We start from the raw sequence: 15,235 nt of genomic DNA, 5'->3' as shown, positions 1-15,235 counted from the left end.
GCAGGGGCTCCCCGCGGTCCAGTGCGGCCAGCGCGGGCGCGATCCAGTCGACGCCGTCCAGTCCGGCGGCGGCGAAGGCGCGGCGGGCGGCCCACCGGGCGAGGCCGCGCTGGGTGGCCGGGCACGCCGCGTCGACGGCGTCGAGCAGGTCCCGGTCCAGCGGCACGAGCCCGCGCGCGACATCGCCGGCCTCCCGCACCCGACGGCTGGGCAGCCGTCCGCCCCAGGACCGGATCTCGGCGCGCTCCCGCCCGCTCAGTTCCCCGGACAAAACAGGTGCCCCCGGGGCGCGCGCGCAGCGGTGCCGGTGTGCGGCGCTGCGTGAGGTCTGCCGTTCGTCTGTCCGGCGCAGGCCCCCGGGGGCACCGGTCCCCGCGGCTCCCGGCGGCTGTCCACGTGGAACCGCCCGTGGGCGACCGGAAGTTCACCTCTGTACACCGTCCGCATCCGCACGGCCAGTCCCCCCTCGCATCCGGTACTTCGAGGCCACCAGTATGCGGAGGGGGTCTGACAACGGTCCCGACACTGTGCGGAGGACGGACGCGTGCCGTCCCCGGGGACGCCGGTCAGCAGGCCCCGGGCACGTCCTCCGTGACGCCGTTCAGCGGGGAGGACGGGTCACTGCCGTACGGGCGGGTGAAGGCCTCCATGCCGTGCCCGGACGGGTCGGTGAAGTACACGCCCCGGCCGCCGTCGTTGCGGTTGATCCGGCGCGGATGCCGGCCGCGCGGATCGGCCTGGATGGGGACCCCGCCCTCGACGAGCCGGGCGAGGACGGCGTCGAACTCGTCCTCGGAGACGAGGAACGCGTAGTGCTGCGTGACGATGTCGGTCTCGATGGTGGCGAAATCGAGGGTGACGCCGTTGGCGGTCGTCACGGGCAGGAACATTCCGGCGGGTTCACCGACCTCCAGACCGAGGACTCCGGCGAGGAAACGGGCGGACTTCTCCCGGTCGCGGGAGAGAACGATGGTGTGGTTGAACTCGACTGACACGGGTCAATGCCTCCACGGGCATCTCCGCGGCGCCTCCATGCCTCACCCGGACGGTGACCGACACGCGATGCCGCGCGGAGATGATATGCCCCCGATCCGCTTCCCGGCTCCCCATTTGACCGACCCCGATCCGACCCCCATCCGTCCCCCATCCGTCCCTGATCTGTGGCCACGCGGTACGCGCGACGCCAGGGAGAAGACGATGCGCGAGATCGAGCAGCCGCCGCCGACGGACGACGCCGAACGGTACGGCCGGGATCGGCGGCTCCCGGCCGTACCGCGGCGGAACACACCCGACATCGTCCGACGCCGCAGCCGGGGCACCTCCGCCGGCACCGTCCGTCAGCCCGACTGGGAGCTGTCCTTCAGCGCCCCCCAGCCGTGCCAGCGCTCCACCTCGATCCAGGCGCTGACCCGGGGCCGCTCCCGGTTCGGGTACGGGTTGCCGGTGTAGTGCCGGGAGAGGCGGTCGATGCCGGAGAGGTCCTCGTCGTCGCGCATCTCGGCGACGCGGCCGATGAGGGTGACGTGGGTGTACCAGTCGTCGCCCGAGAGGACGGTGAGGGTGACGCGCGGGTCGCGGCGCAGGTGTCCCAGGCGCACGCGGCCCGCGTCGAGGTTGATCAGCACGCGGCCGTCGTCGTCCCAGGCGTACCAGGTGGGCGTGGTGACGGGGGCGCCGTCCTTGCGGAGGGTGGCCATGACGCACGGGTTGGGGCGGCGCAGCAGGTCGACGGCCTCGGGCGGCAGCGGCGGCTTGGACATGCGGACTCCTCGCGATTCGGTGTGGTCCGGCACCGGGTCCGGTCGCCGATGCCGGGGTGGTCTCGTGCACCCGGTACCCCGGGTGGGCTCAGTCGGTCGCCTTCTCCACGAAACTGGCGAAGTAGGCCGCCGCCATGTCCTCGTCGCCGTGCCCCTGGGCGGCGGCCCGGGCGAAGCGCTCCGCGCCGGCCGCGGCGAGGTCCAGCCGGACACCGTTCGCCTCGCCGGCCTCGACGATCAGACGGGCGTCCTTCTCGGCGGTGGTGACCGCGAACTGGGCCGGTGTCAGCGCGCCGTCGCGGATCAGACCGGCCTTGGCGCGCAGGTAGCCCATGTCGAGCGGGCCGCCGGCGATGGCGTCGAAGAAGCCGTCCGGGTCCACGCCCAGCGCCTTGGCGAGCGCCAGGACCTCGCCGACCGCGTTGGTGGCGGCGAGGACCCAGCTGTTGGCCACCAGCTTCAGCCGGGTCGCGGTGCCGGCCGCGCCGTCCTCGCCGGTCCACACGGTGCGCGAGCCGACGGCGTCGAACACGGGCGCCACGGTGTCCCGTGCCGCGCCGGGACCGGCCGCCAGCACCAGCAGCTGACCGGCCTCGGCGGGCTGCCGGGTGCCGAGGACGGGGGCGTCGAAGAACACGAGGCCGTGCTCGTGGGCGAAGGCGGCCAGGTCGGCGACCGCGTCGACGCCCGCGGTGGTGGACTGCGCCCACACGGTGCCGGGGCTCAGCCCGGGCGCGGCCCGCCGCATGACGTCGAGGGCGGCCGGGCCGTCGTAGAGCATGGTGAGGACGACGTCGGCGCCCCGCACCGCCTCGTCCGGGCTGTCCGCGACGTGCGCGCCGTCGGCGGCGAGCGGCTCGGCCTTGTCCCGGCTGCGGTTCCAGGCGCGGACGGCGTGTCCGGCGCGGGCGAGGTTGCGGGCCATCGCGGCACCCATGATGCCGGTGCCCAGGACGCTCACGGTGAGCTGGTCGGTCATGACGTCGCCTTCTGACTCGTACGGTCGTGCCGGGGGCCAGCCTGCCACCGGACGCGGGTCCCCGCGCGTCCGCGCGGACCCGTCCCGTACGGTACGGCCGTGAACGCCTTCACCGACGACATCGACAGCAACGGCGAGACCGTCCCGGGCCGTTACGGCCCCTCCGCCACCACCGAGGCCGACCCGCGGGAGGTGGGCCGGGTGCGGACCGAGTACGCCCCCGCGCACGACGGCGATCCCGATCCCGGCGAGATCGTCTGGACGTGGGTGCCCTACGAGGAGGCGGACGGCCGGGGCAAGGACCGGCCGGTGCTGGTGGTGGCCCGGGAGGCGGCCGGGACGGTGCTGGCGGTGCAGCTCTCCAGCAAGCGGCACGACGGCGACCGCGAGTGGGTGCCGATCGGGAGCGGGCCGTGGGACCGCTCGGGGCGCGACTCCTGGGTCGACGTGGACCGGGTGCTGCGCCTGCACGACGCCGGGATGCGCCGTGAGGCGTGCGCCCTGGACCGGATGCGGTTCGACCTCGTACGGCAGCGGCTGCGGGAGCGCTACGGCTGGAGCTGACCGGGACCGCCCGCCCCTTCCGGGAAAGCGCGTTCGAACGCCGCCCGGACGGTGGCGCCCGGGGTGCGGTCCAGGATGCCGAACGCCACCCGTTCGAAGGCACCGGCGAACCGTCCGCCGGGTCCGAGCAGTGTCCGGAACGCGCCCGCCACCTGGGCGGGGTCGTTGCGGAACACGCCGCAGCCCCAGGCGCCGAGCACCAGCCGCCGGTACCCGTGGGCCACGGCCGTCTCCAGCACCCGCTCGGCGCGTGCGGTGAGGGCGGCGGGCAGGTCGGCGGCGCGCTCCGGGGCCGTGCGCAGCACCACGCCCGCGTTGGGCGCGGCGGAGGTCAGGAATCCGGCCGTGACCGGCTCGTCCAGCAGGCGGCCCCGGTCGTCGCGGAAGACGGGCACGCCGGGCGAGTGGACGACGCGGTCCGTGTAGAACGGGTCGCGGTGGGCGCGGTGGTGGTCGTAGAACGCGCGCGCCCGCAGCAGGCAGGTGTACAGGGCGGAGGCCCGGCACAGGGCCTCCTCCTGGGCCTGGGCGCCGTTGAGGTAGCCGCCGCCCGGATTGCGCGCGGAGGCGAAGTTGAGCACGGCGACGTCGCCGCCGAGCCGCCGGGCGGCCTCCAGGCTGCTCTCGCCGGTGACCTCGAGGACCGTGCCCGCCCGGGCCGGGACGGACACCTCGACGGGCCCGGGACCGTACGTCCGCGTACCGTCCCGGGCCGCCCCGATCGCCGCCGCGAGGGACACCTCGCGCCCGTCGGACGCGCGGTAGGACCCGGCCGCGACGATCTGCTCCGTCTGCTGTGCGATGCCCCGCAGGCGCGCGCTCACGGCGCCACCCCCGTGGACGCCGTGACCGCGCGCGCCGCGGTCTCCCCCGTCGTGCTCATGCGGGAATCCTGGGTGATGCTGGGATGCGGTGCAACGGAGTTTCCCGACCGGCGAACGACGTGGAAAGCCCTCGCCAACGGGCGGATCGCGGAGATTACCGAGCGGGAACGTCCCGAAATGCACCCTTGTGCGGAGCGGCACGAGGGTCTTGGGTGGGACGAGTGTGCCGGCCCGGCCCACCGCAGAGGGGCCGGCGGCATGGTGGAATCTCAGGAGGATCCCGACATGTCCGATTCGGTTGGCGGCTGTATCCGGCCGCGTACCGCTGTGAGTGAGGCCGAGGTCGAGGCGCTGGTCCACGGCATCTGTTTCAAGACCGGTCCGCCCAGGCTCCTCGGCGTCGAGGTGGAATGGCTCGTCCACGAGCTGCGCGCGCCGCGGCTCCCCGTGTCACCCGAACGGCTCCGTGCGCTGTACACCGCGCTGCGGGCCGTGCCCCTGAGGTCGGCGCTGACCGTCGAGCCCGGCGGCCAGCTGGAGCTGAGTTCGCTCCCCGCCGCCTCGCTGACGGAGTGCGTCCGCTCCGTCTCCGCCGACCTGGACGCCGTCCGTGCCGTCCTGCGCGAGGACGGCCTCGCCCTGGTCGGCCTCGGCCACGATCCCTGGCACCCGCCGCGCCGCTACCTGCGGCAGCCGCGCTACGACGCCATGGAGTCCTGTCTCGACCGCACCGGTCCCGGTGGCCGGTACATGATGTGCGCCTCCGCGTCCGTGCAGGTGTGCGTGGACGCCGGGCACGAGGAACCCGGGCCGATGGGTCACGTACGCCGGTGGTGGCTGGCCCATCATCTGGGCGCCGTCCTGCTGGCCGCGTTCGCCAACTCCCCGCTGTCCGGCGGCCGGCCCACCGGCTGGCGGTCCACCCGGCAGCTGCGGTGGACGCAGATCGGCGCCGGCCGGGCGGGCGGTCCCCCGCTGGACAGCGACCCGCGCGGCACCTGGGCCCGGCACGTGCTGGACGCCCCGGTGATGTGCGTACGCCGCGACGGCGGCCCCTGGGACGTGCCGGAGGGGCTGACCCTGCGGGAGTGGACCCGCGAACTGGTGCCCCGGCCGCCGACCCGGGAGGACCTGGACTACCACCTCACCACGCTCTTCCCGCCGGTACGGCCGCGCGGCCACCTGGAGCTGCGCATGATCGACGCGCAGCCCGGGGACGACGGCTGGATCGTGCCGCTGGCGGTGACCGCCGCGCTGTTCGACGACCCGGAGGCCACCGAGACCGCCTACCGGGCGGTCAAGCCCCTGGCCGAGCGCACGCTCGGCCTGCCCGCGCCGCACAACCCGCTGTACGAGGACGCGGCCCGTGCCGCGCTGACCGATCCGGAGCTGCGCGAGGCGGCCGTCACCTGCTTCACGGCGGCGCTCGCGGCGCTGCCCCGGCTCGGCGCGGGCCCCGAGGTGATCGACGCCGTCGCCGGGTACCGGGAGCGCTACGTCCTCAGGGGCCGCTGCCCCGCCGACGATCTGCTGGACATGCCGGGCGGCGCGGACCGTGGCCCGCACGGGAGGGAGACCCGCTCATGACCGACCCCACCGACAAGACCGCCACCGTCACCTCCGGCGAAGGGGCGGTGGACGCCGAGCGGCTGCGTGAGCGGGCCCTGACCACGCTGGTCACCGCCCGTGAGCGCACCACGCTGCTGACCAGCTGCGTGGAGGGCCCCGACCTGACCGCCCAGGTGTCGCCGCTGATGTCCCCGCTGGTGTGGGACCTGGCGCACATCGGCAACCAGGAGGAGCAGTGGCTGCTGCGCGCGGTCGCCGGGCAGGAGGCGATACGCCCGGAGATCGACACCCTGTACGACGCCTTCGAGCATCCCCGCTCCGAGCGGCCGAACCTGCCGCTGCTGTCGCCCGCCGAGGCCCGGCGCTACGCGGCGGACGTGCGCGGGCGGGCCCTGGACGTGCTGGAGCGCACCGCGTTCGACGGGACGCGGCTGACGGAGGCGGGCTTCGCCTTCGGGATGATCGCCCAGCACGAGCAGCAGCACGACGAGACCATGCTGATCACGCACCAGCTGCGCCGGGGCCCGCAGGCCCTGACCGCGCCCGACCCGGACCCGGCGGGGCTGTTCACCGGACCCGCGGAAGTCCTGGTGCCGGGCGGCCCGTTCATCATGGGCACGTCGACCGAGCCGTGGGCCCTGGACAACGAACGGCCCGCGCACCGGCGCGAGGTGGCGCCGTACTACATCGACACCGTCCCGGTGACCAACGGCGCCTACCGGGCGTTCATCGAGGACGGCGGCTACGACGACCCGCGCTGGTGGACCCCCGAGGGCTGGGACCACGTCCGCCGGCACTCCCTCACCGCCCCGCTGTTCTGGCGCCGGGACGGCGGGCAGTGGCTGCGGCGCCGCTTCGGGGTGACCGAGGCGGTACCGGCCGACGAGCCGGTGCTGCACGTGTGCTGGTACGAGGCCGACGCGTACGCCCGCTGGGCCGGGCGCCGGCTGCCCACCGAGGCCGAGTGGGAGAAGGCCGCCCGGTACGACCCGGCCGGCGACCGCGCCCTGCGCTATCCGTGGGGCGACGCCGACCCGGGCCCGGAGCACGCCAACCTCGGCCAGCGGCACCTGCGCCCGGCGCCCGCGGGCAGCTACCCGGCCGGTGAGTCGCCGCTCGGCGTACGGCAGTTGATCGGCGACGTCTGGGAGTGGACGTCGAGCGACTTCGCCCCGTACCCGGGCTTCCGGGCGTTCCCGTACCGGGAGTACTCGGAGGTGTTCTTCGGCCCCGAGTACAAGGTGCTGCGCGGCGGTTCCTTCGCCGTGGACGCGGTGGCCTGCCGGGGCACGTTCCGCAACTGGGACTATCCGATCCGGCGGCAGATCTTCTCCGGGTTCCGCACCGCACGCTCGGCGGAGGCCTCCTGATGTGCCGTCACCTGGCCTACGTGGGCCCCGCGGAGCCGCTCGGCGAGCTTCTGGTGGCGCCGCCGCACGGTCTGTACCGCCAGTCGTGGGCGCCCCGGCACCAGCGGTACGGCACGGTCAACGCCGACGGGTTCGGTGTCGGCTGGTACGCCGAGGGCGACCCGGTGCCGGCCCGGTACCGCCGGGCCGGACCGATCTGGGCGGACCGGTCCTTCGCCGACCTGGCCCGGGTGGTACGGACCGGCGCGCTGCTGGGCGCCGTACGGGACGCGACGCTGTCCGGCGCCGACGCGGAGGCGGCCGCGGCGCCGTTCGCGGCGGGGACCTGGCTGTTCAGCCACAACGGCGCCGTGGCGGGCTGGCCGGACTCGCTGGCTCCGGTGGCCGCGACGCTGCCGCCCGGTCAGCTGCTGTCGCTGGAGGCGCGCAACGACTCGGCGCTCGTGTGGGCGCTGGTCCTGGCCCGGCTGCGCGCCGGGGACGACGAGGGCCGGGCGCTGGCCGAGACGGTGCTGGAGGTCGCGGCGGCGGCCCCCGCCTCCCGGCTCAACCTGCTCCTCACGAACGGCTCCACCGTCACCGCCACCACCTGGGGCGACACCCTCTGGTACCTCTCCCGTCCGGGCGGCGGCACGGTCGTCGCCTCGGAGCCCTACGACGACGATCCGCACTGGCAGGAGGTCCCCGACCGCTCCCTGCTCGCGGCGAGCGGCACGGACGTGCGGCTCACCCCGCTCAAGGTGCCGGGCGATACCGCCTCGGCAGACGCTTTCGTCTCCCCGAAGGAGCCCCGCACGTGAGCCAGTTCCGTCTGACCCGGACGCTGCCCGAGGACGCCACGGACGCCGCCCTGCGTGCCGACGTCCTGGCGGGCCTGACGAGCACGCCCAAGTGGCTGCCGCCGAAGTGGTTCTACGACGCGCGGGGCAGCGAGCTGTTCGAGGCGATCACCGCGCTGCCGGAGTACTACCCGACCCGGGCCGAGCGGGAGATCCTCGTCGACCGGGCCGGGGAGATCGCGACGGCGACCGGCGCCCGCACCCTGGTCGAGCTGGGCTCCGGCTCCTCGGAGAAGACACGCGTGCTGCTCGACGCGCTGACCGGGCGGACCGGGCTGCGCGGCTACGTGCCGGTCGACGTGAGCGAGAGCGCCCTCACCCAGGCCGGGCAGGCGCTGGTCGCCGAGCGCCCGGATCTCCAGGTGCACGCGCTGATCGCCGACTTCACGGCCGGGCTGACGCTGCCCGACACGCCGGGACCCCGGCTGGTGGCGTTCCTCGGCGGCACCGTCGGCAACCTGCTGCCCGAGGAGCGCGCCGGGTTCCTGGCCTCCGTCCGCGCCCTGCTCTCCCCGGGCGACAGCCTGTTGCTGGGCACGGACCTGGTCAAGGACGAGGGGGTGCTGGTCCGCGCGTACGACGACGCGGCCGGGGTGACGGCCGAGTTCAACAAGAACGTGCTGTCGGTGGTGAACCGTGAGCTGGCGGCCGACTTCGCGCCCGCGGCCTTCGAGCACGTGGCGCTGTGGAACGCCGAACGGGAGTGGATCGAGATGCGGCTGCGCTCGCGCACCGCGCAGACCGTCAAGGTCCAGGCGCTCGACCTGGCCGTGGACTTCGCGGACGGGGAGGAGCTGCGCACCGAGGTGTCCGCGAAGTTCCGGCGGGAGGGTGTGCGGGCCGAGCTGGCGGCGGCCGGACTCGACCTGGCCCACTGGTGGACGGACGGCGAGGGCCGTTTCGCCCTCTCGCTGAGCGTGGCGCGCTGAGCGGCCCGTACCGAGCGAACCGGGCCGGGCGGCGCCGGCCCGGCCGCGGGCCGGTCAGCGCTCGTTGGCGTCCAGCAGTGCGGTGACGCGGTCGGAGGCCTTGCGGGCCTCCGACTTCGCGTCCGCCCCGGTGAGCACCTTCGTCATGTACGCCTTGATCGGGTTGTCCGCCTCGACCGCGCCCCACTGGGGCGTGCCGGGGGTCGCCCGGCCCTGTGCGGCGCCCGCCGCCATGGCCTCGATCCCCTCCTCGCCGGAGACCTCCTCGGCGAGCGACTTCTTGTTCGGGACGTAGTTCATGGTGCGGGCCAGGTCGGTGTTCCACTTCTCGCCCGCGAGCGCCTCGATCACGGCGAGGGCGCCCTCCTCCTGGTCGGTGTTCTTCGGCATCACGAGGTCGGAGCCGCCGGTGAAGACGGCGCCGGGCTTGCCGGCGCTCTTGCCGGGCACCGGGAAGAAGCCGATCTTGCCCTTGAGGTCGGGGTTGTCGCGCACGATGGACTGGGCGAGGCCCGGCACGGCGACGATCTGCGCGACCCGTCCCTTCGCGAAGACCCCGGACTGCGGCGGGTGTTCCTCGTCGGCGTCGACCGGGCCGTCGCCCAGGGCCTGCAGTTCGCGGTAGAAGTCCATACCGCGCACGGCCGCCTCGGAGTCCAGGGCGCCCGTCCAGGTGCCGCCCTCGCCGTCCTGGGTGGCCAGTTCGCCGCCCTCGTCCCAGATGAAGCCGGAGAGCGTGTACCAGTCCTGGCCGGCCAGGTAGATGCCCTGGTCGCCGTCCTTGTCGAGTTTCTCCGTGGCGGTGAGCCAGTCCTCGCGGGTGCGGGGCGGCTCGTTGACGCCGGCCTGCTCGAAGAGGTCCTTGCGGTAGATGACGACGCGGTTGGCGGCGTACCAGGGGATGCCGAACTGCTGGGACATCCACTGCCCCGGTTCGGCGAGACCCGGGAGCCAGTCGCGGATGCCCCAGTCGCGCATCGACTCCAGGGTCAGGTTCTGCAGCCGGCCGCCCTCCGCGTACTGCGGGACCTGGGTGTTGCCGACCTCGACGACGTCGGGTCCGTCCGAGCCGTCGGCCTTCAGCGCGGCCTGCACCTTGTCGCCGATCCCGGTCCACTCCTGGATGCGGATGTCCAGGTCGAGGTCGGGGTGGTCGGCCTCGAAGCCCTCGGTGAACCGCTTCAGGAAGTCCTGCGAGGCGCTGTCCTTCATCAGCCACACGGTGATGGTGTGCCGCTCGCTCCCGCCGTCCTGCGAGATCAGGCCGCAGCCGCTGAGCACGGAGGCGGACACACAGACAAGGGCGAGGAGGCGACGTCTCACGAGGGGTCCTTCTGACTGACGAACAGAGGGCGCAGGCAGGCGTGTCCTGCACACGCGAAGGGAGACCCGACGTGGGGGGACGAGCCCGAGGCTCGAACGGGTGTCTGGGATTTTGGTATGGACCATTACAAAGGTCAAGGGGAGGCACCGGGAGGTACCGGACGGTTTCCACCCCCGGGGCCGATCCCTCGCGCTCCGTCCCGACTTGGGGCACGGTGGAGTGACGCAGGGCACACCGCTGCCCGTGGAAGGGAGCACCCGCATGTCGAACCACACCTACCGGGTCACCGAGGTCGTCGGCACCTCTCCCGACGGCGTCGACCAGGCCGTCCGCAACGCCATCACGCGCGCCTCGCAGACCCTGCGCCAGCTGGACTGGTTCGAGGTGACGCAGGTGCGCGGCCAGATCGAGGACGGGCAGGTCGCGCACTGGCAGGTCGGTCTCAAGCTCGGCTTCCGCCTGGAGGAGTCGGACTGACGCCCCCGAAGCCCCTTCGGACGTTCACGTCCCTCAGGTGCGGCCCTCGCGCTCCTGCGCCACGCGCAGCTCGGCCGACCGGGCCGCCCAGCGTGCCCGGAGCACGGGGAAACCGGCCCGTTCGGCGTCGTCGCAGACCAACTCGTCGTCGTCCACCAGGACCCGGACCTCGCGGGTCCGCGCGAGCCTGCGCAGGATCTCCAGCTTGGTGCGCCGGGCGGGCCTGCGGTCGGCGTCGCCGCGCATGTGCACGGCCCCGTCCGGCAGGCCCTGCGCGGCCAGCCAGTCGAGGGTGTCGCGCCGGCAGCGCTCGGGCCGTCCGGTCAGGTAGACGATCTCGCACTCCTTCGCGCTCTCCCGTACCAGCGCGATGCCTTCGGTGAGCGGCGGATCGTGCGGCGCGGCGGCGAAGAAGGCGTCCCAGTCGCGCGGCCGGCGCTCCAGGAACCGCTGCCGGTGCGCGGTGTCGGCGAGGGTGTTGTCCAGGTCGAACACGGCCACCGGGGGCCTGCTGCTGTCGCTCACCCGCCCCACCCTAGAGCGCGCCGCCGGGACGAGGCGCCGAGAGGGTGCCCGGAACCCGTGCGGCGCGCGATCACGGGAATCTGTGCGGCGTGCGGACGTTGAACAGGGTGTGACCTCTGTACTCGCCACCACCCGCTTCTCCGTCCTCGACCGCTCCCGCATCCGGGCGGGCCGCACCGCCGGGGAGGCGCTGCGCGACACCGTGGAGCTGGCCCGGGAGGCGGAGCGGCTCGGCTACCACCGGTTCTGGGTGGCGGAGCACCACGGCGTGCCCGGGGTGGCCGGATCGGCGCCGACCGTGCTCGCGGCCGCCGTGGCCGGAGCCACGAGCCGTATCCGCGTCGGCACCGGGGGCGTGATGCTGCCCAACCACCGGCCGCTGGTCGTCGCCGAGCAGTTCGGCGTGCTGGAGTCGCTCTTCCCGGGCCGGATCGACATGGGTCTCGGCCGCTCGGTGGGCTTCACCGACGGCGTCCGCAGGGCACTGGGCCGGGAGAAGGACGACGCCGAGGACTTCGACGCGCAACTGGCCGAGCTGCTCGGCTGGTTCCGGGGCACCTCGCCCACGGGCGTGCACGCGCGCCCCTCGGAGGGGCTGACCGTACCGCCGTTCGTGCTGGCCATGGGCGAGGGCGCGGCCGTCGCCGCCCGGGCCGGCCTGCCGATGGTCGTCGGGGACCTGCGCGACCGGGACCGGATGCGCCGCGGCATCGACCGCTACCGCGCCGGGTTCCGCCCCTCCGAGTGGAGCCGGGAGCCGTACGTCGTCGTCTCCGGGACCGTCGCGGTGGCCGCCACGCCCGAGGCGGCCCGGCGGCTCCTGGTCCCGGAGGCGTGGTCCATGGCCCACGCCCGCACGCGCGGCTCCTTCCCGCCGCTGCCCCCGGCCGAGGAGGTGGAGGCCCGGACGATGACCGGGAAGGAGCGCGACCTGTACGAGGCCGGTCTCGCGGGCCACGTCGCCGGCACCGACGAGCAGGTCGCCGACGAGCTGGAGCGGCTGGTGAAGGAGACGGGCGCGCAGGAGGTCCTGGTCACCACCAGCACGTACGACCGCGCCGCGCTGCTCGACTCCTACCGGCGGCTCGCCCGTGTCACCGGTACGGGGCCGCAGGGCACCCCGGCGTAGAATCGCGGGGTTTGTCCCAGCCACCGTACGGAGCCCTCCGCGATGCACAGCCCCCACGACCCGTACGTCCGGGTGCGCGACGCCCGCGAGCACAACCTCAGGGGCGTGGACGTGGACGTCCCCCGGGACGTGGTGGCGGTGTTCACCGGCGTCTCGGGATCGGGGAAGTCGTCGCTGGCCTTCGGGACGGTCTACGCGGAGGCGCAGCGGCGCTACTTCGAGTCGGTCGCGCCCTACGCCCGCCGGCTGATCCACCAGGTCGGCGCCCCCGAGGTGGGCGAGATCACCGGGCTGCCGCCCGCCGTGTCGCTCCAGCAGCGGCGGGCGACCCCGACGTCCCGCTCCTCGGTGGGGACGGTCACCAACCTCTCCAACTCCCTGCGGATGCTCTTCTCCCGCGCCGGCGACTACCCGCCCGGCGCCGAGCGGCTGGACTCCGACGCCTTCTCGCCGAACACCGCGGCCGGGGCCTGCCCGGAGTGCCACGGGCTCGGCCGGGTGCACCGCACCACCGAGGAGCTGCTGGTCCCGGATCCCTCGCTGTCGATCCGGGACGGTGCGATCGCCGCGTGGCCGGGCGCCTGGCAGGGCAAGAACCTGCGGGACGTCCTGGACGCGCTCGGGTACGACGTGGACCGGCCCTGGCGCGAGCTGCCCGCCGAGGCGCGGGAGTGGATCCTGTTCACCGACGACCAGCCGGTGGTCACGGTGCACCCGGTGCGGGACGCGGACCGCATCCAGCGGCCGTACCAGGGCACGTACATGAGCGCCCGGCGCTATGTGATGAAGACGTTCGCGGACTCGAAGAGCGCCACGCTGCGGGCGAAGGCGGAGCGGTTCCTCACCAGCGCGCCCTGCCCGGTGTGCGGCGGCGGCAGGCTGCGGGCCGAGGCGCTCGCGGTGACCGTCGGCGGCCGCACCGTCGCGGAGCTGGCCGCGCTGCCGCTCACCGAGCTGGCCGCCCTGCTGCCGACCGAGGGCGAGACGGCCAGGGTGCTGACCGAGGATCTGACCTCCCGGATCGCGCCCGTCGTCGAGCTGGGGCTCGGCTATCTGAGCCTGGACCGGCCCACCCCCACCCTGTCGGCGGGGGAGCTGCAACGGCTCCGCCTGGCGACCCAGCTGCGCTCCGGGCTGTTCGGGGTCGTGTACGTCCTCGACGAGCCCTCGGCGGGACTGCACCCGGCGGACACCGAGGCGCTCCTGACGGTCCTTGCGCGGCTGAAGGCGGCCGGGAACTCGGTGTTCGTGGTGGAGCACCACCTGGCCGTGATGCGCGGCGCCGACTGGATCGTGGACGTCGGTCCGCGGGCCGGGGAGCACGGCGGGCGGGTGCTGTACAGCGGCCCGGTCGACGGGCTGGCCGAGGTCGCGGAGTCCGCCACCGCCCGTCACCTCTTCCACCGCTCCCCCGCGCCCGTCCGCGAGGTGCGTGCCCCGCGCGGCACGGTCACGGTCGGTCCGGTGACCCGGCACAACCTGCGCGGGGTGACCGCGCGGTTCCCGCTCGGGGTGCTGACCGCGGTGACCGGCGTGTCCGGCTCCGGGAAGTCGACCCTGGTCGGCGAGATCACCGAGGACCTGGCGGGCGTGGACCGGCTGGTCTCCGTGGACCAGCGGCCGATCGGCCGCACCCCGCGCTCCAACCTGGCCACGTACACGGGCCTGTTCGACGTCGTGCGCAAGGTCTTCGCCGCCACCGGCCAGGCGCGGGAGCGGGGTTACGGCGTGGGCCGGTTCTCCTTCAACGTGGCGGGAGGGCGCTGCGAGACCTGCCAGGGCGAGGGCTTCGTCAGCGTCGAGCTGCTGTTCCTGCCGAGCACGTACGCGCCGTGCCCGGACTGCGGCGGGGCGCGCTACAACCCCGAGACGCTAGAAGTGGCGTACCGGGGACGGAACATCGCCGAGGTGCTGGACCTGACGGTGGAGGGGGCGGCGGAGTTCTTCGCGGACACACCGGCGGTGGCCCGCAGCCTGGCCGCGCTGCTGGACGTCGGCCTGGGGTATCTGCGGCTCGGCCAGCCCGCGACCGAGCTGTCCGGCGGGGAGGCGCAGCGCATCAAGCTGGCGAGCGAGCTGCAACGGGGGCGTCGCGGCCACACCCTGTACCTGCTCGACGAGCCGACGACCGGTCTGCACCCGGCCGACGTCGAGGTGCTGATGCGCCAGTTGCACGGTCTGGTCGACGCCGGGCACACGGTGGTCGTGGTCGAGCACGACATGGGTGTGGCCGCGGGCGCCGACCACGTGATCGACCTGGGGCCGGGCGGCGGCGACGCGGGCGGCCGGATCGTGGCCGCCGGGACGCCCGCCGAGGTGGCGGGCGTCGAAGGGAGCGCCACCGCGCCCTATCTGGCCCGGGCCCTGGACGGCGGGAAGCGCCGGTGAAGTCCGTTCACCGGCGCACGGTCCCGCGCTTGACGACGGGGACGGTCACTCGCGGCCCCGCCGCTCGCCGCCCCGGCCGGTCTCGTCCTCCGTGAAGGACTCGGTCTCGGCCTCGATGCGCTCCTTGCGGACCTGGCCGCGCACCGTCTCGTTCTCCGTGAGCTCCTCCGTGGTCATCCGGACGCGCTCCACCGGCACCGTCTCCGTCTCCACGACGGGGCGTTCCGCGTGCAGCGTGACCTCGTGCTCGGCCTCGCTGATCTCCGGCCCGGCCAGGGCCTCGTCACGGTTGGCGTCCGTGATGGGCTCGCGCACCACGCGTACTTCCTCGTGGGTCACCGGAACGGTCTGCTGGACCTCCTCCGTGACCACGTACTTGCGCAGCCTGGCCCGGCCCGACTCGTGCCGTTCGACGCCGACGTGCATCTGCTCCTCGGAGCGGGTCATGGCCTCGTCGCCGCGCATGCCCTCGCGCTCCATGGCGCCCTGGCGTCCGGTCATGCCGCCGGTACCGGCCGCGGCACGCATGTCCTCGCCGCCGGTCTCGCCGGTCCGGCC

General features: G+C 74.3%; 15 protein-coding genes and 1 pseudogene. 8 read left to right on the top strand and 8 right to left on the bottom strand.

Features of this window, described 5'->3' with window-relative positions; translation table 11 throughout:
• From BZZ08_RS39125 to BZZ08_RS36655, 4 genes and pseudogenes are all read right to left on the bottom strand, one after another.
• Window positions 1–271, bottom strand: a pseudogene (locus BZZ08_RS39125) (hypothetical protein); the annotation flags it as partial.
• A gap of 295 nt (window positions 272–566) precedes the next feature.
• On the bottom strand, window positions 567–995 hold the full coding sequence (locus tag BZZ08_RS36665) for a VOC family protein (protein WP_104636485.1): 429 nt from the start codon (window positions 993–995) through the stop codon (window positions 567–569).
• A 342-nt stretch (window positions 996–1,337) separates the two neighbouring features.
• Complete coding sequence (locus BZZ08_RS36660) at window positions 1,338–1,760, bottom strand: PPOX class F420-dependent oxidoreductase (protein ID WP_198601910.1); 423 nt, start codon at window positions 1,758–1,760, stop codon at window positions 1,338–1,340.
• A gap of 88 nt (window positions 1,761–1,848) precedes the next feature.
• Window positions 1,849–2,739, bottom strand: a complete 891-nt coding sequence (locus tag BZZ08_RS36655) for an NAD(P)-dependent oxidoreductase (RefSeq protein WP_104636483.1) — start codon at window positions 2,737–2,739, stop codon at window positions 1,849–1,851.
• Window positions 2,740–2,838: 99 nt separating this feature from the next.
• On the opposite strand from BZZ08_RS36655, the gene BZZ08_RS36650 reads away from it, so the two are divergent.
• Window positions 2,839–3,303 (top strand): type II toxin-antitoxin system PemK/MazF family toxin, encoded by a 465-nt coding sequence (locus tag BZZ08_RS36650; RefSeq protein ID WP_104636482.1) that lies wholly within the window; start codon window positions 2,839–2,841, stop codon window positions 3,301–3,303.
• Here the strand turns inward: BZZ08_RS36650 and BZZ08_RS36645 are convergent.
• Complete coding sequence (locus BZZ08_RS36645; RefSeq protein ID WP_104636481.1) at window positions 3,288–4,127, bottom strand: TIGR02452 family protein; 840 nt, start codon at window positions 4,125–4,127, stop codon at window positions 3,288–3,290. The two genes, BZZ08_RS36650 and BZZ08_RS36645, sit on opposite strands and share 16 nt — an antisense overlap.
• Window positions 4,128–4,412: 285 nt before the next feature.
• Here BZZ08_RS36645 and egtA point away from each other — a divergent pair, with 285 nt between their 5' ends.
• Genes egtA through egtD form a run of 4 tightly spaced genes read left to right on the top strand, consistent with a single transcriptional unit; the run spans window position 4,413 to window position 8,834 of the window.
• The gene (gene egtA, locus BZZ08_RS36640) at window positions 4,413–5,714 is read left to right on the top strand and encodes an ergothioneine biosynthesis glutamate--cysteine ligase EgtA (RefSeq protein ID WP_104636480.1); all 1,302 of its coding nucleotides are present in this window, start codon (window positions 4,413–4,415) and stop codon (window positions 5,712–5,714) included.
• Window positions 5,711–7,066, top strand: coding sequence for an ergothioneine biosynthesis protein EgtB (gene egtB, locus BZZ08_RS36635; RefSeq protein WP_104636479.1), 1,356 nt, complete (start codon window positions 5,711–5,713; stop codon window positions 7,064–7,066). The genes egtA and egtB overlap by 4 nt, the downstream gene beginning before the upstream one ends.
• A complete protein-coding gene (egtC, locus tag BZZ08_RS36630) occupies window positions 7,066–7,866 on the top strand; it encodes an ergothioneine biosynthesis protein EgtC (protein ID WP_104636478.1) in 801 nt (266 codons plus the stop codon). Before egtB ends, egtC begins: the two co-directional genes overlap by 1 nt.
• Window positions 7,863–8,834 carry an L-histidine N(alpha)-methyltransferase gene (gene egtD / locus BZZ08_RS36625; protein WP_104636477.1) on the top strand — a complete coding sequence of 324 codons (972 nt, stop codon included), beginning with the start codon at window positions 7,863–7,865 and terminating at the stop codon, window positions 8,832–8,834. Before egtC ends, egtD begins: the two co-directional genes overlap by 4 nt.
• 54 nt (window positions 8,835–8,888) lie before the next feature.
• On the opposite strand, the gene BZZ08_RS36620 is transcribed toward egtD, so the two are convergent.
• On the bottom strand, window positions 8,889–10,157 hold the full coding sequence (locus tag BZZ08_RS36620; protein WP_104636476.1) for an extracellular solute-binding protein: 1,269 nt from the start codon (window positions 10,155–10,157) through the stop codon (window positions 8,889–8,891).
• A gap of 262 nt (window positions 10,158–10,419) precedes the next feature.
• Between BZZ08_RS36620 and BZZ08_RS36615 the strand changes: the two genes are divergently transcribed.
• Window positions 10,420–10,635 (top strand): dodecin, encoded by a 216-nt coding sequence (locus tag BZZ08_RS36615; protein WP_198601909.1) that lies wholly within the window; start codon window positions 10,420–10,422, stop codon window positions 10,633–10,635.
• Between the two features lie 33 nt (window positions 10,636–10,668).
• On the opposite strand, the gene BZZ08_RS36610 is transcribed toward BZZ08_RS36615, so the two are convergent.
• Entirely contained in the window at window positions 10,669–11,160 is a 492-nt protein-coding gene (locus BZZ08_RS36610; protein ID WP_104636474.1) for a phosphatase domain-containing protein, read from the bottom strand.
• Between the two features lie 109 nt (window positions 11,161–11,269).
• Here BZZ08_RS36610 and BZZ08_RS36605 point away from each other — a divergent pair, with 109 nt between their 5' ends.
• Together BZZ08_RS36605 and BZZ08_RS36600 are read left to right on the top strand one after the other, a co-directional pair.
• Window positions 11,270–12,289 (top strand): LLM class flavin-dependent oxidoreductase, encoded by a 1,020-nt coding sequence (locus tag BZZ08_RS36605; protein WP_104636473.1) that lies wholly within the window; start codon window positions 11,270–11,272, stop codon window positions 12,287–12,289.
• 42 nt (window positions 12,290–12,331) lie between these two features.
• Window positions 12,332–14,677 (top strand): ATP-binding cassette domain-containing protein, encoded by a 2,346-nt coding sequence (locus BZZ08_RS36600; RefSeq protein WP_104636472.1) that lies wholly within the window; start codon window positions 12,332–12,334, stop codon window positions 14,675–14,677.
• 45 nt (window positions 14,678–14,722) lie between these two features.
• On the opposite strand, the gene BZZ08_RS36595 is transcribed toward BZZ08_RS36600, so the two are convergent.
• Window positions 14,723–15,235, bottom strand: a 513-nt coding sequence (locus BZZ08_RS36595; protein ID WP_241965649.1) for a YsnF/AvaK domain-containing protein, incomplete at its 5' end; no start/stop codon positions are given.

Origin of the sequence: Streptomyces sp. MH60, assembly GCF_002939385.1 — a bacterium.
GTDB lineage: Bacteria > Actinomycetota > Actinomycetes > Streptomycetales > Streptomycetaceae > Streptomyces.
This window is presented reverse-complemented; position numbering and strand designations above follow the sequence as displayed.